We start from the raw sequence: 20244 nt of genomic DNA, 5'->3' as shown, positions 1-20244 counted from the left end.
AAGGAAGTCACAAATGGTACTAGAAATTATTTTTTGGCTACTGATTTTGCTTTCTGTTTATATTTACGCTGGATATCCAATCTTATTGAAGATCATTTCTACTATTAAAAGCAAAGAGATGATCACGGATCCAGGATATGAACCGAAAGTTACATTATTTATTGCAGCATACAATGAAGAAAAGGTCATCGCTGATAAGGTGCAAAATAGTGTAGACCTTGATTATCCTAAACATAAACTTGAGATTATTGTCGTATCCGACGACTCTTCTGATCGCACCAATGAAATTGTCAATGAATTCTCTCATAAATATTCAAATGTTAAATTAAATGTTGTTAAAGGAAGGAAGGGAAAGACTGCAGCGTTAAACAAGTCCGTCCCTCTTGCAAGTGGGGATGTACTGGTCTTCTCTGATGCGAACTCTCTATACAATAAGGATTCCCTTCATCATTTAGTAAAGCATTTCAAAGACGAAGAAATAGGTGGGGTTTGTGGGGAGCTACGCTTGATCAATCCTACTAATTCATCGATTGGTGAATCTGAGGGAGCTTATTGGAAGTATGAAAAGCTTCTGAAGCAGCTTGAAACAGCGACTGGAACGTCAATTGTAGCAAACGGTTCAATTTATGCTCTCCGAAAAGAATTATTTAAAGAAATGAATCCGAATGTTGGAGATGATATGCAAAACCCTTTAATTATCATAAACCAACAGAAACGTTTTATATATGAACCAAATGCCATTACAGTAGAAGAAACTTCGCCTAAGTCTTCAGAGGAGTTTGGTCGAAAAGTTCGTATCGTTACAAGAAGTTTTACTGGAATAATGAGTTATAAGTATGTATTGAATCCATTCAAGAATTTCGATTTTTTCTATAAATATATGTCTCATAAATTATTGAGATGGCTTGTGCCTTATTATATGATTGCTGTTTTTATTATTAATCTGTTTTTACTAAATCAGCCTTTATATCAAGTTATGTTCGGGCTGCAAGTACTATTTTATTTATTGGCGATAACAGGGAAAGTGGTCAGTTCCAAAATTACCTATATTCCTTATTATTTCTGCCTAGTCAACTACGCTGCTTTACTTGGAACGCTCCGTGCAATCTCAGGTAAACGTCAGGCAACTTGGACGCCAACTAGTCGATAAGTTTAAAACTCGATTTGAGATCTTGCTCAAATCGAGTTTTTTGTATATTTATATGCCTAAAACAGCAGGACACTATGATGTTGTGCCTGTATTATTTCATATCACCTTTTCATTGATAATATTAGCCATTAACATTATCTGTTTCTTTATTATTTCTTTTAATAATGTTAAAATTTTTTTAATATTATGTAAATGAGGTGTAAATTTTGTGAAGAAATTCTATGATTATTTTTCTTTTGTCAGGAAAGATAAATTATTCTTAATTTCTATTCTTATGGTTTCGATAAAAATACTACTATTCTATCTATTCTTGGGTAAGAATATATTAGAAGTGAAAAGTTTAATCTTCAGTGTTCCCGGAAGTGTATTCGTCTTTTTCTCCATCATATTTCTATTCAAAACATGGGGTAGGAAGGCGGCTATATTTTCTCTGAATCTGGTAGTAACTTTTTTATTACTCGCTCAATTATGGTATATTCGGTACTTTGGTACTCCATTATCGTTCTTTTCTCTTCTACAAACATCTAATCTTTCTGGATTAGGACCCAGTATTATTGAACTTATTGAATGGAAAGATGTTCTCTTTATAGCTGATATAATAATCTTATTTTTCTCCCACAAAAATAAAGCGCTTTCAGTTAAACGACCACAGATTCCTCTTTTTCTGGCGTTCCTTTTACTTGGAATGGTATTGCTTACTTTTAAGCCGCTTAAGAATCACTATGTGGATGGAATTCCATATTCACAAATCTTTAAGATTTATGATCGCTACGAGTTTATGTTGAAGTATAATCCTCTTCAATATTCGATAATAGACATATACCTGACTCAAAAAAATAACCGGAAAATTAATCTTAGCAAAGAAGAAAGGGAATCTATAGAAAGCTGGTACAACAAGAAAGATAAAATACGTGAAGATATGAAGAATCCTCTTGATCAGTATAACGGGATTGCAAAAGGGAAAAACGTTCTCCTTCTACAGGTAGAGTCTCTGGAAAATTGGGTACTGAATAAAAAGGTTAATGGCAAAGATATCACGCCTAATTTAAATAGGTTATTAAGTAACAGCATCTATGCCTCTAATTTTTATCCTCAAACTAATGGAGGAAGGAGTTCTGATGCAGAGTTTGTGGTGAACACCTCGCTCTTTCCTGTAAAAGAGGGAAGTACATTCTTTCGCTTCCCAGGGAATCATTATTCGACTCTGCCAAGCTTGTTAAAAGAAGAAGGGTACTCTACTTTTGCTTTTCATGGTGATGAAGGTTCCTATTGGAATCGTAATGAAGCATATTCACATATGGGTATAGACGATTACCAAGCAATTGAAAAATTCAAGTCAGGTGAAAAAATTGGAATGGGTTTAAGTGATGAAGAGTTTTTTCATCAGACAGTCGACTTTCTTAATAGTGCTAAAAAGCCTTTTTATAGTATGCTGATTACATTGACCAGTCATACCCCATTTATCATACCAGAGAAATATCGAGGATTAGAATTTGAGAATAAATATAGTGAGACATCTTTGGCGAATTATTTACAGTCAATACACTATACTGATATGGCAATTGGAAAATTAATAAATGACCTAAAGACAAGGGATATGCTGGCTGATACGTTAATCGTCATTTATGGAGACCATGCAGGATTTGAAAACAGCTATAAAAAACAAATGATGAAGGAGAACCCCACAGTAGAAGGGATAGATAAAGAGGGACGCGTTCCATTCATCGTTTATAATCCTGAGATAGTTTCCACGGAATTGACATATGCAGTGGGACAAGTGGATGTTTTCCCTACAATTGCTTATATGATGGGTGTGCCAGAAAAGAAATATGCAGATAGAGTTATGGGAAGAAATATCTTAACCACAAATGAGAGTTTTGCAGTTATTCCTTTAGAAGATAAACTTGTGACAACTAATGATATGTCTGAAGAAGAGAAAAGAATTGAATTAAAAGCTTTAAAGATATCCGATTTAATCATTAGAAGTGATTATTTTCAAACCAAGAGCAATTAATCCGGGGGTCCAGTAAAATGTACTGGGCTCTTTTTACTATTCATAGGGACTTTTGCAAAAAGATGTCAAAAACATGACAAAATTGACGATATAAATGATAGAATGAAATGAATATTTTTATTTAAGGAGAAGGATTGAATGATTAAACATTTCATATTGCTTGTTGTCACTGCCGCTTTATTTCTAGTCGCTCCCAGTCTAATATTTGCTGAGAAGAATGTAGTTATAGATCCTGGACACGGTGGTTGGGATACCGGAACCAGTGGTTATTCCGGGAATTCAACCAATTTTTATGAAAAACATGCTAATCTAAAAATCTCCCTTTATCTGCGGGATAAGTTAGAGGCTGAGGGTTTTAAAGTTTATATGACTCGAACCGATAACGATACATACCTTAGTCTGGAAGAACGTGTAAAGAAGGCGAATGGATTCATTAAAGGAGTGAATGATCAATCTGTTTTTGTATCTGTTCACCATAATGCAGCTCCAACTAATCCATACCATCGTGGGTTTGAAACGTATTACTACGATAAAGCAGCTGCCTGGGATCCACAGTGGCCACCGGACCCTATTCAAGTTGGATATGTAAATGATAGTAAACGACTAGCTTATTCCGTACATCCGAATGTTGTCAATCTATTAAATATGAAAGACAACGGAGTAAGAAATTATGAAGCATTCTATGTTATTCGAAATGCTCAGATGCCGTCAGTCCTTTTGGAAATGGGATATTTATCTAATCCTACAGAGGAAGAAATGATCAAGACGCAATGGTTTCAGGAGAACGCTGCTGAGTCTATAAAAAGAGGGATCATCGATTACTTTAAAGTGTTTGAAGTTTATTCTGTGCGCGATGAAAGATTAAAGACATATAAATCAAAAGAAGAGGCAATCAGTTACTCTCAATCAGTTAAAAACACGTATGTTCTCGATAAATATAAACAAGAGAAAATTTATGAAAATACTAATGAGTATTCTGTATATCAAAAGTCAAATGATAAATTAAAAACCTTTACAATTAAGGCAGACGCTATTCATTATGCAGAAGGAATAAAAAATACTAGAGTGGTGGACGAAGATGCAGAAGCCGGTTCTATTCTTTGGTCTAACTACCTACCAAAGAAATACAGCGTTCATACAGATACTGGTCTTCGTCTTAATACTTTTTACGATTTAGCAAGTGCTATTTCTTATGCTAAAACGAAAGACTATCCTACCCAGGTGAAGGATATTAATAGAGTCGAAGTGATTTGGACTAACATTTCAGGTTTAAAGGTTACACGTACGATACAAGATAAGTCTTTAATAGGGAAAGAGCGTTTTCAAACAGCCGTTCAAGTATCTAAAGAGCTATATCCTAATGGGTTTGACAGTACTAAAGAGAGAAAGACCGTTGTTTTGGCTAATGCTTACAATTTTGCAGATGCGCTGTCGGTAGGACCTTTGGCTGCACAATTGGATAACGCACCAATTCTTTTGACAGAAAAAGAAAGATTGCATTCAGATGTTGAAAATGAGATTAAGCGTTTAGGTGCAGAAGAGGTGTACGTGATTGGTGGAACAGCTGCCTTATCACCTACAGTAGAGAATCGATTAAAAGCAATGAATCTTAAAGTTACCAGACTTGGAGCTGCTGATCGCTACCAAACCAATTTACTAATAAATAAACAGCTTAAGGGTGTTCAAGGAGTTTTTGTTGCTTCGGGAACCAATTATGCAGATGCGTTAGGAGCAGCCCCGATTGCTGCAGCAAATAATTGGGCTATATTACTTACTGATCAGAACAAAATTAGTAACGAAGCACTCACCTTTATAAATGGAAAGAAAGTTAAAATCCTTGGAGGAGGAGCTGCTATATCATCAACAGTCGAAGGCTTGGTCAAACAACAGTCCACCAATGTTGTGAGATTGGCTGGGCAAGAGCGATATGAAACATTAGCAAAGATACTTCATGAGTTTTCTAGTGCTATCGACTCTAATCAAGTGGCAGTTTCAACAGGGACGGACTTTCCGGATGCATTAACTGCATCATCCTTATCTGTTAAATCGCGGGCTCCTTTAATATTAGTAGGCGATGAGTTAAGTCCGTATATTTATGACTATATTCTTGAATATACACCGTCAACTAAGGTGAACAAAGTGTTTGAAATCGGCGGTAAGGTTGAAGAATCCCCTATTGAACAGATAAAAAATGTTTTATATTAAGGAGCGTCATTCATGAATCAACTTAAGAAATTTTTCCTTCCGATTACGATTATTCTAAGCATCTTGATTATTTCGGCTTGTAGTTCTGAATCGGAAAATGAAGATGCTCAAGGTACTACGATAGTAAATAAACAAGATAACCAACCAAATGAAGAGGCTTCTAATGAAGCCTCTGAAAAACAAGATGAAAATGAGCCATCTGATAATGAAGAGAATTCTGCACTAACAGGCTTGAAGCCGAGTAAAAAGGTTGAAAAAACCTTTAACCAAAATGATGAATTTACACTTACAGAAACAATTGTCGATATGAATGAAACCTATGTACAGAGAGTCCTTACTCTTGGAGATATGGTGACATTACAAGTATTGAAGTGGAATAAAGAGCAGATGCAGGTAGTTTACGAGGAGAGCAACCCTTCTGAGCCTGATAAAAGCATTTTGGATAACTTTACACCGAATAAAGAAGAACAGCCTTTAGTTGACCTATCCAAGAGGGGAGAGGGGGACTCGCCTGTTTGGGAAATTATTAGTGACAATAAGACAGTGGAAGTTCCATATGCTACATATAATAATGTCTTCGAAGTAAGAAGCACGGTAAAAGAGGGCAATGGAAGTTCCATTCACACCATATATTATGCACCTGGTATTGGAATGATTAAGGAAATTTTCGAAGAAACGGGAGACGACGGATATATTGCTGAGTCAGTTTTAGAAAAAGTTAAGGAACAATAATAAATCTCTGGTCTTATTTTTCTTTTGGAATGTAGATAAGAGAAGAAGACCATAAAATGGAAATCTATTTTTATGGTCTTCTATTATAAATAATGAGGGGGAAACATGTTGTTGAAACGCATATCCATGATTCTTGCTGTTTTTGCTATGACGTTTTCGTTTGTAATGCCAATTGGAGCAAACGCTTCAGGTGAGCCAATATCAGTGAAACTTCAGAATTACATAGGCTCTGTAAGTTCACTTTCTTTCACGACTGTAGGCAGCTATCAAGTTGATGGAACAGATCTATTTATTACTCCAGATACTACCTATACGTTTAAAGTGGAATCAGGTAATCTATCACTCTATAAGGAAGGATCACTTGTGAAAAAGTTTGGAGCAAGTGTGACGGTAATGCCTTCTATTAGAGAGTCCATGGACAGTATTATGAAAATTGACGGGAAAACGGATCGGAAATATTTAGGTGAAGTTGAATTTACTGTTGAATCTGGAAAGTATGTGAGACCTATTAACCATATTACTCTTGAGGATTATTTAAAGGGGGTAGTACCTGCTGAAATGCCTGCTTCATGGGGAAATAATGGTGGGGAGGATGCATTAAAAGCGCAATCTGTTGCTGCAAGAACATTTGTATTGAAAAAAAATAGTTGGTCTATTTATGATGGGCAATCAGATCAAGTATATAAAGGGTATGATTGGCATCCGAATACCACCCTTGCAGTTAATGAAACACAGGGAGATGTATTAAAATCTGGGGAAAACTACGCATCAGCGTTTTATTCTTCCACAAATGGGGGAAGAGTCTTCTCTAATAAAAATATATGGGGTACAACACTTGTTCCTTATTTTCAAACAAAAGAAGATCCATATGATAGTAAAAGAAAAGAATATAAAAATTGGACGTTCTCACTAGAGAAAAGACAAATAGAACTACAAGGATTAGATCTAAAGAAACCGGAAGCTTGGTGGAATGAAAAGAACGAAGAGAACAAAGAAATTGTTTCTACCATGAAATCCTGGTTAAAGAGCAAGAAACATATTGGTGAAAAAAGTGAAATAAAGATTATCGATATAACAGACGTTCAATTAGATATCCCAACAGGTGCTATTTCGTCAAATGATGTATTAAATGGAAAGGTAACTTTTACATACATTGAAAAGAATGATGGTAACTTCGTCAAGGAAGACGATGGGAACATTAAGGTGCTATCTAAGACAATCCAAGAGACTAATTATAACATTCGATATATGTTAGGAACATCAACTATGAAAAGTCCATATATTCAAAAAGTTGATAAAAGTGATAGTCAATACGTCATTCAAGGATCTGGCTTCGGACATGGAATTGGCATGAGTCAATATGGTGCCTTTCAAATGGCGACAGAAGGCCATAATTTTAAACAAATTTTAGATTTTTACTATCCAAATACCAAAGTTGAAAAAGAAATTAACCCAGCACACTATAACAAGAATATTGAAGGCGATGACCGTTATGCAACGAGTGCTGAAGTTTCTAAATTCGGATGGCAAAATAAATCAAAAGCTTTAGTAATCGGTAGAGGGGATGTTTCTATTGACGCACTAACCGGAAGTGTGTTGGCAAAGAAATATGATTCACCATTATTACTCACTAGACCTGGTGATTTACCTGAAACGGTTTTTAACGAGATTAATCGTTTAAAACCTGAGAAAGTTTACTTATTAGGAGGAGAGAGTGCGATTAATACCTCCATTCAGCGAAAAATTGACAATCTTTCTTTTGTAAAAGAAACAATTCGAATAAGCGGTGCAGAACGATATCAAACGGCTGTAGAAGTAGCTAAAGAAATAAAGAACAATAACGAAATATTCGTGGTTACAAAAGATGAAAAATCTCCTGATTCACTTTCTATTGCTTCTTACGCTAGTATGCTACAAATACCAATACTTTACACTACTAAGGACGAATTGCATGAAAGTGTTAGAAATTATATAAATGAAAATAATATAAGCAAAGTCACAATTATTGGTGGAACTGCTGTTGTATCAAGTAAAGTTGAAAATGAGCTGAAGAACCTTGCGAATAGTGTAACAAGAGTGTCTGGTTCAGATCGTTACGACACAAGCTTGAAAATTGCAGAACGCTATAAAATGGATTTTGAAGAAAAAACATTGTTTTTCGCCCGTGGGGACGAATTTATTGATGCATTACCGGCATCTGCATTAGCTGCTGCGATGAAATCTCCTCTCATTTTAACTCAGCAAGATGCTGTCCCAAAAAATGTTAAAACTTGGTTGGATGGACGCACAGTTTTGCCGGATGCATATTTCCTTGGAGGTAATGGTGCAATATCATATCCTGTAAGAGATGAAATAAAAAGATTATTGATGTATTGAGTTTATAAAGAAAGAAGAGATCCATTAGACAATGGATCTCTTCTTTCTTTATGTGATCAGATATTGCCCCACGGAGAGACTCTTATAGCTAATGGTTACATAAAAAAAGAAAACCTTGGATAAATCTCCAAAGTTTTCTATTAATCTATTATTTTTCCTGTATAAATGTAGAGAATCAAATTTATCTTTCACGTATTTTCTTCATAGTATTAATAAGAGGTTTATGCTGTCCCATTAATCCAATAATTTCGGCAGTGACTTGTATAATTAATACAAGGACACCTATAAACAATACTGCACCCCATAGAGTAGAACGAGTAAACAATATCGCACATAATCCGAAAAATGCTCCAATGGCATAAATTAATAATACTGTTTCTTTATGTGAATAACCTAATGCTAATAATCGATGGTGTAAGTGAGATTTATCTGGAGCTGAGATGCTTTGTTTATTTAATATCCTTCGTATTATTGCAAAAAAGGTATCGAAAATCGGAATAGCGAGAATGATAATTGGAACAACTAAGCTAAAGATCGTTACGCTTTTATATAATCCAAGTAAGGAAATAATGGATATACAGTAACCAAGAAATAAAGCACCTGTATCACCCATGAATATTTTAGCGGGATTAAAGTTAAAGAATAAAAATCCAATTGTACCTCCAATGAGGATGACGGTTAATCCAACTACGATAAATTGTCCATTCATTGCGGCTAATGCTGCAATTGACGTCATGGCAATAACCGATACTCCACCTGCAAGCCCATCTAAACCATCAATTAAATTAATGGCATTTGTTATTCCAACAATCCATAGAATACCGAATACGTAACTGAAATTGCCTAAATATATTCGTTCTGTAACAAAAGGTAGTGTAATGAAATCAATTTTAAAGTCAGCGAATACTACAATGAATGCTGCCAAAAATTGACCAACAAGTTTGGCTTTTGGAGATAATGTGAACTTATCGTCAAGAATTCCAACAATAATGATAATTCCTCCACCAATTAATACTGGCCAAAGTGTAGAAATAAGATTATTTAAATACAATAATCCTGCAGTTGCTCCAATGACAATTGATAAACCACCTATTCGAGGCATAAGATTTTTATGAACTTTTCTATAATCTGGTTTATCCACAAATCCATATTTTTTTGCGAACTTAATTACAAATGGAGTCACTGCCAACGAAACAATTAAAGAAATAGCAAAAGCTATTATAAAGTCAATTAGTGAGTACATTATTTCACCTCTTTTTTTGCAAACGGTACTCCAACTGTAAGAATACCACATTTTTATTGTTGTGCAACAATTTTTTTAAGGGAACAATTACTAAAATGCGTAGTGGGTTTACTTTTTGATTAAAAGCAGCGGGGTACATTAGATTAGACGTCGAATATTGGTGAAAAGTTTCAAAGTACAATTATTTTTTTATACCCTTTAAGCATATTACCCTAAACATGAGCATGTTTCATTGATTCCATTATTGTAGGTAAAAAAGGTTCATTTATCTATCGGTCAAAAGAGGTATCTTTGATTTACATCTACTAATTAGTATGGGTTTAATAAATGTTCTGTAAGATAAAAGATTTTTCCAATACTGCTAACGGAGGTTTGTTTTAAATGGTGATTCAAGGTACTCCTGCAGATCTTCGCTAATTACACTCTGTCCATTGGTAAGCTCAGTCATCCAATCCAAAAATTGAAATTTAGAAGCTTCTTCTACATATACTTCGACTTCGACAGCATCGAGATAATGAATGGCTTTTAATTGATAGTGAGAAGACCTCACCTCATTCTCAATCTTCCCCAACCAAGTATAATCAATCTTCGTCTTCATTACCCGCATCAAACGTCTTTCTACTATACCCGTGGCATTCAGTACTTCTGAGGTGGCCCGCCCATACGCACGGATCAGCCCGCCGGCACCCAGTTTGATCCCGCCGAAATAGCGTGTGACGACAACAACCGTATCTTTAAGATCACGCTTCTTTAACACCTCAAGCATGGGAACACCAGCAGTGCCACTCGGTTCCCCGTCATCATTTGCCTTTTGGATCAAGTTATTCTCCCCGATCATATATGCAGAGCAGTTATGATTGGCATCATGATGCTTTTTCTTAATGGAAGCAATGAATTCCAGTGCTTCTTCTTCGGTTTCCACTCGATTCACATATGCGATGAATCTGGACCGTTCGATCGTGATTTCATGTTCTCCGTACCCCTTGACGGTATTATAGTGATGTAACAAACTGCATTCTCCCTTCTCAATTGTCACTAGTTATGACAAAATACGCGCTTTTATCCTATTCTTACTATATCTAAAAATGATGAAGAATGCACAATTTGGGAACTGGGTGGGGTATATTGTCAGGTGAAAACTAGTTCTACGTGAAATAATGGTAATACAATGTAATCAAACTTTAATATCCGACAATATATGACATGGTATAATGGACGCTGATAGTAATACTTCAGTTGTTCCAAAGCTCTTTGGAGGGAAGCCGAATGGTCTATAAAATTCCCATTCATTTTCTTTCATTCCTGGAGCATATGATCCCTTGGTCGAAGTATTACATAGGAATATGCCTAGATGAATAAAGGAATTATGTGACTTTCCATTGAAATGATAATAGGTACTATCTATTATAGATGACCAGTGGGTATATGGACATGATGGAAACATTGTGGACGGAGCTTACTGGACCGATTATTACTATACAAGGATAGTTTTCTAGGTTGACTACTATTGTGGAACAAAAGAGGGGTGTACCGTGTCACTAAAAAAAATAGACACCAAGATGTTAGATAGCATCCTGAAAAAGATGGTCGATACGGTTGACGAAAGTAAGGATGAAATCTTCCAGATTGGCGAGCAATGTCGAACTGATTATGAAGAATTGATGAGTGAATTATTAGAAGTGAAAGAAATGGTCCTGAAGGTGATTGATGAAGGAGATGATCTCCAACAGAAATCGAAGTTTGCCCGGCTAAGGCTATCTGAAGTCAGTAAGCATTTTCAAACCTACTCTGAGGACCAGGTAAGAGAAGCGTATGAGAAGGCACATGATCTTCAAATGAAGCTATCGATGAATAGACAGCAGGAAAAACAGCTTCGGAATCGTCGGGATGAACTGGAGAGACGCTTGCAATCACTCGGGGACACGATTGAACGGGCAGAGAATCTTTGCTCACAGATATCCGTCGTTCTCAATTACTTAAATAGTGACTTAAGGCAGGTAAATGAGGCGTTAGAAGACGCGAAGCAGCGTCAGGATTTCGGTCTCAGGATCATCGAAGCCCAGGAAGATGAGAGGAAACGCTTATCCCGTGAAATTCATGACGGCCCTGCGCAAATGATGGCAAATGTGATGATTCGCTCGGATTTGATTGAACGAGTGTTCCGGGAGAAAAACACAGATGACGCCATCAAGGAGATCCGTGATCTCAAGCGGATGGTCCGCTCAGCACTGTATGAGGTCCGCCGCATCATATATGACCTCAGACCGATGGCGCTAGACGACCTTGGGTTGATACCGACCCTCAAAAAATACTTGAGTACCATCGAAGAGTATAACCAGGAGACCTCGATTCAATTTGTGAATATGGGGCTCGATATCAGACTTCCTCCTAAATACGAAGTCGCTCTGTTCCGATTGGTGCAAGAAAGTGTACAGAATGCCCTTAAGCACGCAGAAGCCACACATATTCAAGTTAAAGTAGAAGTAAAGAAAGACCAAATAATAGTTGTCGTCAAAGACAACGGCAAAGGGTTCGATAAAGATACACAGAAAACAGGATCCTTTGGCATCATGGGGATGAAAGAGCGTGTCGACCTTCTCGAAGGAGACATCACGATTGACTCAAAAGTAGGAGCTGGAACGGTGATCCTGATCCAGGTACCGCTTAATAAGTAAATTTTCCAAGGTTTAGGGAGGCGAAAGACATGGCAACAAATATTGTTATCATTGACGATCATCAGCTTTTCAGAGAAGGGGTTAAACGAATCCTTGAATTCGAACCTTCATTCAACGTAGTAGCAGAAGGTGATGACGGTTCAGAAGCAATGAACCTGGTGGAAACACACGAACCCGACGTTGTCCTTATGGATATTAACATGCCTGAGACAAACGGAGTGGAAGCGACTCGTGAATTAATGGACAAATACCCGGATACGAAAGTCATCATCCTTTCCATTCACGATGACGAAAACTATGTAAACCATGCGCTTAAAACAGGTGCACTTGGTTATCTGTTAAAGGAGATGGACTCAGACGCCCTGGTAGACGCTGTGAAGATTGTGGCTGAAGGCGGATCATACGTCCATCCTAAAGTGACGCACAACCTTGTTGCAGAATATAAGCGCCTGGCAAATGCCCAAAACTCAGGTGGATTCCAACAATCCGAAGTTCGCCGCCCACTTCACTTATTAACGCGACGCGAGTGTGAAGTACTGCAGATGCTTGCTGACGGTAAGAGTAACCGCGGTATAGGTGAAGGTTTATACATCAGTGAAAAGACGGTTAAAAATCATGTAAGTAACATCCTTCAAAAAATGAACGTGAACGACCGTACCCAGGCAGTTGTGACTGCGATTAAGAATGGCTGGGTGGAAGTACGATAAGTACCGGTTGATAGATAGAGTATTGTTAATTTGTTGTTGAGAGAGCGGCCCTTCTTGTAGGAGGGCTGTTTTTTTTTTGCGTGATATTGAATGGATTTTTTAGAGTATTTATCTGGATTAAAGCGGGAATGGGAGCTGATTTGTCCGAATGGCTTCTTGGGATAGGGATAAATAAGTGGAAGAGGTTAGAAAAAGGGGCATCTCTTTATAATTAATCTGTTTTTGGCTAGAATTAATCCTTAATAATTATACCGTCATAAGAAATATTAATCCCATTTCATCATAATGAATCCACTATTAGAATAATTGAACCTAGTTGTCAAATTTTCTTTAATTTTAAATTTAAATTAAAAAATTCCACTTCCTAACCAGGAAGTGGACCCAACCCTAATGCTTTCTCCGTGCAAAATCAACAAATCGGAACATATCCAATCGGTGCCGAGATTCCGTATATTCAAACAAAGTCGCATCCTTCAGATGAACATAGTTCTTCACGACCACCACATGGTCATAATCATTCAAATCAAGATATTCTCTGTCCTCATCCGTGCATTCTTCCACAACAATCTCTTTTTTTGCAAAATCGATGGGCAGATGAAGCTCACCTTCGAGATACTCATAAATCGAGTTCTCGCAGATTTCTTTCGTCAGCAACGGGACCTGTTCTTTCAGAAAATAAGATTTATCAAGAATGATCCGTTCACCGCCGATTTTGCGGGATCGGATGACTTTCCATACTTCGGCGCCTCGAGAAGCCTCGAGCTGATTAGCAACCGCATCTACAGCCAGAACCAGCCCAAATTCGTGGACGAATGTCTCGATATGATCCCGCCCCATGGAAGTCTGCAGCTCTTTGAAGCTGACAAGCCCGGAAATCGGAAAGCTCATACGTGACACATCAAGCACGAGGGAGCCCTTTCCACGCAGCTTTTGAATGAATCCTTTTTGCGCTAATAATGTAAGCGCTTTACGAATAGTCTCACGAGAAGTGCTATAAATGGCCGTCAGCTCGTTCTCCGAAGGAAGGATCGAATTTGCTGTATAGGTACCATTTTGGATTTTTTCAGAAAGATCTTCAAAGATTTGTTTGTATTTATTACTCTTCGTCATAATATCACCTGCTATTATTTTACCATAATTAATAGGAAGAAATGAGATTCAACTTGAGTGTTGTGAATATTTTCAATAGAATGGAGATAGTGCAAATTTTAGAAAAGGGTGAAGAGCATTGTCGAAACAGCATTGGAAGAAAGTCATGTTGGGAATTGGCATGAGCACGTTGTTATTGGGTGCTTGTGGGGCAGACGAAGAGAAGAAGGAAGAGAAAGATACGGCAAAAACGGAAGAGGTCAGCCCGAAAGAAGACCCTGCGACAGATGAAGCGGCATCCTTGAACCAGATGACCCAGGTCGTGGAAGACGCGAGTGCACTTGAGCAAGCGGAAGGGATCCCGGAAGAAGATAAGACGGCGATCAACGCAGCCTTTGATCAATATATCAATGCCTTTAACGAAGAAGATTTCGATTCATACATGAGTGTTATCTCGAAGACACCGGTGAACTTCAAGTACGAAGACGAAGAGCGCTATGTGAAACAGATCTTTGATTCGGTCGATTCCAAGCGTTCGGTGGATAATGTGAAGATCATCAACTATGCAGCCGGTAAGAAAGCGGATGTGTACGCCGAGATCAAGGCAACGACAAAGGACCCGAACAGCGATAAGGAAGTGACTAGATCTGGTAAGCAAGTAACCGTCTTCCATAAGAAAGAGGATGGATGGAAGGTTGCGGCGATCTTCTTCTTGGCTAGTGAAGGGGAAGACGGAGCAACGGAATAAAGAAGAAAGGCTGTGCCTGGGCACAGCCTTTTATTTTTGTGTCATTTGATGGTAAAGATTAAATAGTTCGTCGAGTTCCTGACTGATTTTTACCGTAGCTGGATGTGAGTATCCATGGTATAAAGCAAAGTACTTTAGTTCCAGTCGTTTTGATTCCATTTCTTGAGTGATGTTCTGAACACTTTGTGTGGTAGGCATGGGGAGAACTCCTTTTGACTTTATTATCCCATAAGAGTCACGAAATGTTAACTAAATATTTATGTGGTTTACTTTTTAAAAAGTTTTGAGCGCACCAGGAGTAAGAAGATTGCAAAAGCATAGTTAACCACAGCAATGACCATAAACGCCGGAAGCTGTTCAGGCAGGTGTGAGCCAGTGAAAATAGCAGGACTAATGATGGCAAGTGGCAAGCTTCCGCTGATGAAACCCATAATAGCGAAAATAAGCAGTCCGATCCGGATCATTCTCTTAAGGGGTGGATTATCTGTAAACATTGGCAACCTCCTAATTAGTTTTCCGCTGTTTATCACTTAATGGAAGACGGCATGATACTTTCATCACACTAAATAATAAAGCAACGTGAGAAAGATTGTAAGAATTCTCATCATAAGTGAGGAGTGAACCCATTAAATGTGTACCCAAATATTGGGTTTTTTATCCTCTGCACTTATTTGTGAGGACTTAAGTATCTTCCCTCGTGAAATATTCAGCCAGCTGTCAATATATTATAATAAGTCTACAAACAATCAATGGGAATGGATGATTTCATGAAGTACCTTAATAGGATATTAAAAGGAATAAACTGGACTTTCTTCATTATTGGATGGTTATCCCTTCTTAGTATCGTACCGACTTTTATCAGTTTAGGATGGGAGAGGCATTACCAATCTGCTATGGAAGATAAATACGATATATTCCGGCCGAACGACCTAACTAAAGTAAGTACGAAACAAGACTACCATGGGGTTCAGGTCCAAACGTACTACAAGAATAAGTCTGATGAAATTGAAGTAAACCCTTGGGGCGATTCTGTTAGAAGAGGGGATATTTTTGTTGAAGTTGATGGTGAAGTTGTAACAACCCTTAAAGACTTTGATCTTTATCAAAACTCTGAAATGGGAGCGTTTCGGAGTACAGTTGAATACCTTTTAGTAGAAGAAAATGATACTGGAAAAGAACAATTGGCTATTGCTATTGAAACCACAAGACAAAACCCTCGTAGGGTCGGTAACAGAATGGAAGGAATGGTTGATGATGAAGAATCATCATATCAAGTATATCTTATTAATGAAGATGGGACGATTTCCGAAAACAGTTTTACATTAGAAACGAAAAATAAACTCGAAACACAGTTAATCCGTCATCTAACCTACACAATGCATGGTTACCATAATGATGACTTATATATGTATCCTAGTCCATTACTTCCTTTACAGTTAGGGATTGGGTTATTGCTTGTGATCATATGTGGGGGTATTATGATGGTGAATAGGATAATAAATAATGGTAATACCATTTAAACGCCTATGAAAGAGAATGAGTCTCTTACTCACAACTGATGGAAAAACAAACCGCTCTGTGATGAAATACAGAGCGGTTTGTTTGGCATTTATCTCTTATTCTTTTACAAGGAACACAACAGACTCATAAGGACGAAGCGTCATACGATCATACACATTCTTCGTATCCTCGTAATTAGAGATCAGTATCTCACTCGTCCAACCTTTCGCATTAACCTCATCTGGAAGTGTGAATGACGACTCACGACCATAGAAATTATTCACTACAAGCAATTTCTCATCGTCACCATTCCTCACATAGGCAAAAAGATCAGGGTGATCGTCCAAAATCAGCTGATAGTCACCATCCACGATGATGTCATATTCCTTGCGGAGGCGGTTCAGCTTTTGGTAATGATAGAAGACAGAGTTCTCGTCTGCCAATGCTTGTTCCGCGTTGATATCTTTAAAGTTTTTCGCAACAGGGATCCAAGGTGTGCCACTTGTAAATCCGGCGTTCTCTTTACTGTTCCACTGCACCGGTGTACGTGAGTTATCACGTGATTTATGACGGAGGATCTCTAGGATTTCTTCTTCTGATTTTCCTTGTTCTTTCAAAATATTAAAGATGTTGATGGATTCGACGTCACGGTATTCATCGATACTTGTGAATTTCGGATTCGTCATCCCGAATTCTTCTCCTTGGTAAATATATGGAGTACCCTGCATCAGATGGATTGTTGTCGCGAGCATCTTCGCTGATTCGTTACGGTAATCTCCATCGTTACCATAGCGGGAAACGATCCGCGGCTGATCGTGGTTGCACCAGAAGAGGGCGTTCCAGCCGCCGCCTTTGTGCATTTCACGCTGCCAGGTAGACAGAATGTCCTTCAGCTTAAGGAAATCAAAGTCAGCGACTGACCATTTCTCACCGTTCGGATAATCCACTTTTAAGTGATGGAAGTTGAACGTCATGCTGAGCTCGTTGCGTTCCGGCTTCGAATACTTGATACAATGATCAATCGTAGTAGAAGACATTTCCCCAACCGTCATGATGTCGTATTGGGAGAAGACTTCCTTGTTCATTTCCTGCATGTAGTCATGTACCTTAGGGCCATCTGTGTAAAACTTGCGTCCATCTCCAGGTGCAACGGAGCCGTCGTCATCAGGGAAATCCTGATCTTTGGAAATGAGATTAATCACGTCCAGACGGAAGCCATCGACGCCTTTTTTCAGCCAGAAGTGCATCATGTCATATAGTTTGTTTCTTACTTTATCATTTTCCCAGTTCAAATCGGCCTGAGTGACATCAAAGAGGTGGAGGTAGTATTGACCCGTTTCCTCATCATACTGCCAAGCGTTGCCGCCGAACTTCGACTGCCAGTTGGTGGGCTCGGAGCCGTCGGGCTTGCCGTCCTTCCATATATAGAAGTCACGGTACTCATTGTCCTTAGACTTCCGCGACTCGATGAACCATTGGTTCTCCGTGGACGTATGATTGATCACGATATCCATGATGATCTTGATCCCACGCTCGTGGGCTTCTGCGAGAAGCTCATCAAAATCCTCCATCGTTCCGTACTCATCATGAATATTAAAATAATCACTGATATCATATCCATTATCACGTTGCGGGCTCTTATAAATCGGAGTCAGCCACACTACATCAATCCCAAGCTCCTTCAAATAATCCAGCTTCGCCGTAATCCCCTTAATATCACCAACGCCATTCCCCGACGTATCATAAAAACTCTTCGGATAAATCTGATACACAACCGCCTTCTTCCACCAAGGCTGCTTCATAGAACATGCACCATCCTTCACATATTTTTGAGGAACGGACCTCACTATTTCTTCTTATCCGCCGTTTCTTTTTATACATAATCATTTATTTAATACGACTTGTTACCATGGAGGTCTGTCTTTTGGGAGGGACGGACCTTCCATTTTTCGTCTAAAACCCTTATCTATTGGAAAAGGATGCTCCAAATACCGCTTATTTGAAGGTCCGTCCCTCTAAAAAAGGGGACAAACATCCCCAGCACTAGCCTTTTCAGGAAAGTGGTAAGAATTCATTTGTCCCCCCTTAGTTTAACTTGTATATACAAGTTGTTGCAACTCTTTTTCTCTATTAATTAGACTGCTTCGTTCTTACTGAATTTGGACCATATCAATGTCAGTACGAATGGTACGACGATACAGATGGCCATTCCAATGAAGAATGGTAGCCAGTATTTAGGAATGATGGACAAGAATCCAGGTAATCCACCTACACCGATGGAGAAGGCTTTGGTACCAGTCATCGCCAGCAATACACCACCAAGAGCGGATCCGATTAAGGCGCTAATGAATGGGTAGCGGTAGCGGAGGTTAACCCCGAACATCGCCGGTTCTGTAATTCCTAAATAAGCCGAGATGGCAGATGTGCCTGCAAGACCGCGAAGCTTTTCGTTTTCTTTCTTCGCTACAAACATCATCGCGAGAGCGGCTGAACCTTGTGCGATATTCGATAGTGCCAGGATCGGCCATAGGAATGTTCCACCCTGGCTTCCGACGAGCTGTAAGTCTACTGCAAGGAAGGTATGGTGCATACCAGTGATAACCATCACCGCATACAGGCCACCATACAGTAGTCCACCTAACCATGAAGCAGAATCAAAAACCCATACCACACCATCTGTTAACAGGTTACCGATAAAGAACGTAACCGGCCCGATCAAGATGAAAGAAGCAAATCCAGTAATCAATAATGCCACTGGTGCCACTACTAACAGCTTGATGGAATCATGAACTCTCTTATCCAGGAACATTTCAATTTTTGCTAATAGATAGGAAGCAAATAGAATCGGTAGAACTTGCCCTTGATATCCAATCTTGTCGACTTCTAATCCAAATAAGTTCCACGTAGGAATCTTTTCTGCACTTGCATATGACCATGCGTTAAGTAAGTCCGGATGAACGAGCATAAGACCTAATACGATACCGAGTAATGGACTTCCCCCAAAACGCTTGACCGCTGACCAACCAATCAACCCAGGCAAGAACACAAAGGCGGTGTTGGCTATCAAGTTAATAATCGAAGCGAAATCAGCCCATTGCTTATGAACTTCAATGACTGATTTCTCATCATAGAAAATCCCCGGCCCGGTCAAAATATTGTTCAGACCCATCAATAAACCGGCCGTTACGATCGCCGGCAGGATCGGAATGAAGATATCCGCCAGTACTTTGATCGCACGCTGCAGTGGATTCAGGTTCTGAGTCGCGGCATCCTTGACATCCTGCTTCGACGCCTGCTCGATCCCTGTTTCCTCCGCCAGAATTTGATACGCTTTATTCACAAGACCTTGTCCGATGACAACCTGGAACTGACCATTGGAAGAGAAAGAACCCTTCACCAGATCAATTGCCTCTAATCTTTCCTTATCAACCTTTTTCTCGTCATTCAAAACCAACCGTAGACGAGTCACACAATGAGTGGCCGTGCGGATATTATCCTTGCCGCCAATCGCTTCAATGATTTCGAGAACGTCTTCACGTTTCACGCTCATGAAATTCCCTCCCTTGGAATTGGAAGGTGCCTGGCACCTTCCATAAAAGCGTTGTACCCGCTTTCATTTCTATTAATGGAATTCCCCTAAATAGTATGTGGAAAACGCTTATTGTCAAAACGCTTTCACTTTGTTGGGGGTGTTGTATATACAAGATATATTAATATTGTATTCATGTATATACAAGTTGTCAATGGGAAAGTGTAGGCGTTTTCATTCCGACCATATAGAAAAAGCTTAAGGCAGTCGTAAAGT

Annotated in this window: 16 protein-coding genes; 9 read left to right on the top strand and 7 right to left on the bottom strand. The window is 38.7% G+C overall.

Features of this window, described 5'->3' with window-relative positions; genetic code table 11:
• The first annotated feature begins 13 nt into the window (after nucleotides 1–13).
• The 5 genes from LCL96_RS17945 to LCL96_RS17925 all read left to right on the top strand — a co-directional run bounded on the left by LCL96_RS17945 (nucleotide 14) and on the right by LCL96_RS17925 (nucleotide 8477).
• Nucleotides 14–1150, top strand: a complete 1137-nt coding sequence (locus tag LCL96_RS17945; protein WP_224943652.1) for a glycosyltransferase family 2 protein — start codon at nucleotides 14–16, stop codon at nucleotides 1148–1150.
• A 208-nt stretch (nucleotides 1151–1358) separates the two neighbouring features.
• Nucleotides 1359–3164 (top strand): LTA synthase family protein, encoded by a 1806-nt coding sequence (locus LCL96_RS23640; RefSeq protein WP_224943650.1) that lies wholly within the window; start codon nucleotides 1359–1361, stop codon nucleotides 3162–3164.
• Nucleotides 3165–3302: 138 nt separating this feature from the next.
• A complete protein-coding gene (locus LCL96_RS17935; RefSeq protein ID WP_224943647.1) occupies nucleotides 3303–5369 on the top strand; it encodes a cell wall-binding repeat-containing protein in 2067 nt (688 codons plus the stop codon).
• Between the two features lie 12 nt (nucleotides 5370–5381).
• Nucleotides 5382–6101 carry a hypothetical protein gene (locus LCL96_RS17930; RefSeq protein ID WP_224943645.1) on the top strand — a complete coding sequence of 240 codons (720 nt, stop codon included), beginning with the start codon at nucleotides 5382–5384 and terminating at the stop codon, nucleotides 6099–6101.
• Between the two features lie 105 nt (nucleotides 6102–6206).
• Entirely contained in the window at nucleotides 6207–8477 is a 2271-nt protein-coding gene (locus tag LCL96_RS17925; protein WP_224943642.1) for a SpoIID/LytB domain-containing protein, read from the top strand.
• Between the two features lie 181 nt (nucleotides 8478–8658).
• Here LCL96_RS17925 and LCL96_RS17920 read toward each other — a convergent pair whose 3' ends face one another.
• Nucleotides 8659–9720: a glycosyltransferase family 4 protein gene (locus LCL96_RS17920; RefSeq protein WP_224943639.1), complete on the bottom strand. Its 1062-nt coding sequence runs from the start codon at nucleotides 9718–9720 to the stop codon at nucleotides 8659–8661.
• A gap of 361 nt (nucleotides 9721–10081) precedes the next feature.
• Nucleotides 10082–10729, bottom strand: coding sequence for a YigZ family protein (locus LCL96_RS17915; protein ID WP_224943632.1), 648 nt, complete (start codon nucleotides 10727–10729; stop codon nucleotides 10082–10084).
• Between the two features lie 523 nt (nucleotides 10730–11252).
• On the opposite strand from LCL96_RS17915, the gene LCL96_RS17910 reads away from it, so the two are divergent.
• Both LCL96_RS17910 and LCL96_RS17905 read left to right on the top strand, forming a co-directional pair.
• A complete protein-coding gene (locus LCL96_RS17910) occupies nucleotides 11253–12395 on the top strand; it encodes a sensor histidine kinase (RefSeq protein ID WP_224943631.1) in 1143 nt (380 codons plus the stop codon).
• Between the two features lie 29 nt (nucleotides 12396–12424).
• A complete protein-coding gene (locus LCL96_RS17905; RefSeq protein ID WP_061810718.1) occupies nucleotides 12425–13102 on the top strand; it encodes a response regulator in 678 nt (225 codons plus the stop codon).
• A gap of 387 nt (nucleotides 13103–13489) precedes the next feature.
• Here LCL96_RS17905 and treR read toward each other — a convergent pair whose 3' ends face one another.
• Nucleotides 13490–14212: a trehalose operon repressor gene (gene treR, locus LCL96_RS17900; RefSeq protein ID WP_224943630.1), complete on the bottom strand. Its 723-nt coding sequence runs from the start codon at nucleotides 14210–14212 to the stop codon at nucleotides 13490–13492.
• Nucleotides 14213–14330: 118 nt separating this feature from the next.
• Between treR and LCL96_RS17895 the strand changes: the two genes are divergently transcribed.
• Complete coding sequence (locus LCL96_RS17895; protein WP_224943629.1) at nucleotides 14331–14939, top strand: nuclear transport factor 2 family protein; 609 nt, start codon at nucleotides 14331–14333, stop codon at nucleotides 14937–14939.
• Nucleotides 14940–14969: 30 nt separating this feature from the next.
• On the opposite strand, the gene LCL96_RS17890 is transcribed toward LCL96_RS17895, so the two are convergent.
• Together LCL96_RS17890 and LCL96_RS17885 are read right to left on the bottom strand one after the other, a co-directional pair.
• A complete protein-coding gene (locus LCL96_RS17890) occupies nucleotides 14970–15137 on the bottom strand; it encodes an aspartyl-phosphate phosphatase Spo0E family protein (RefSeq protein ID WP_224943628.1) in 168 nt (55 codons plus the stop codon).
• A gap of 68 nt (nucleotides 15138–15205) precedes the next feature.
• A complete protein-coding gene (locus LCL96_RS17885) occupies nucleotides 15206–15433 on the bottom strand; it encodes a hypothetical protein (RefSeq protein WP_224943627.1) in 228 nt (75 codons plus the stop codon).
• A gap of 273 nt (nucleotides 15434–15706) precedes the next feature.
• Here LCL96_RS17885 and LCL96_RS17880 point away from each other — a divergent pair, with 273 nt between their 5' ends.
• Nucleotides 15707–16459, top strand: coding sequence for a hypothetical protein (locus tag LCL96_RS17880; protein WP_224943626.1), 753 nt, complete (start codon nucleotides 15707–15709; stop codon nucleotides 16457–16459).
• 96 nt (nucleotides 16460–16555) lie between these two features.
• Here the strand turns inward: LCL96_RS17880 and treC are convergent, their stop codons facing one another.
• A complete protein-coding gene (gene treC / locus LCL96_RS17875) occupies nucleotides 16556–18241 on the bottom strand; it encodes an alpha,alpha-phosphotrehalase (RefSeq protein WP_224943625.1) in 1686 nt (561 codons plus the stop codon).
• Nucleotides 18242–18573: 332 nt separating this feature from the next.
• On the bottom strand, nucleotides 18574–19989 hold the full coding sequence (gene treP / locus LCL96_RS17870) for a PTS system trehalose-specific EIIBC component (RefSeq protein ID WP_224943622.1): 1416 nt from the start codon (nucleotides 19987–19989) through the stop codon (nucleotides 18574–18576).
• Between the last annotated feature and the right edge of the window lie 255 nt (nucleotides 19990–20244).

The sequence above is a fragment of the Rossellomorea aquimaris genome (assembly GCF_020172085.1).
In the GTDB taxonomy this organism is placed as follows: Bacteria; Bacillota; Bacilli; order Bacillales; family Bacillaceae_B; genus Rossellomorea; species Rossellomorea aquimaris_E.
The sequence above is the reverse complement of the archived record's forward strand: the minus strand, read 5'-3'. Positions and strand labels throughout refer to the sequence as shown.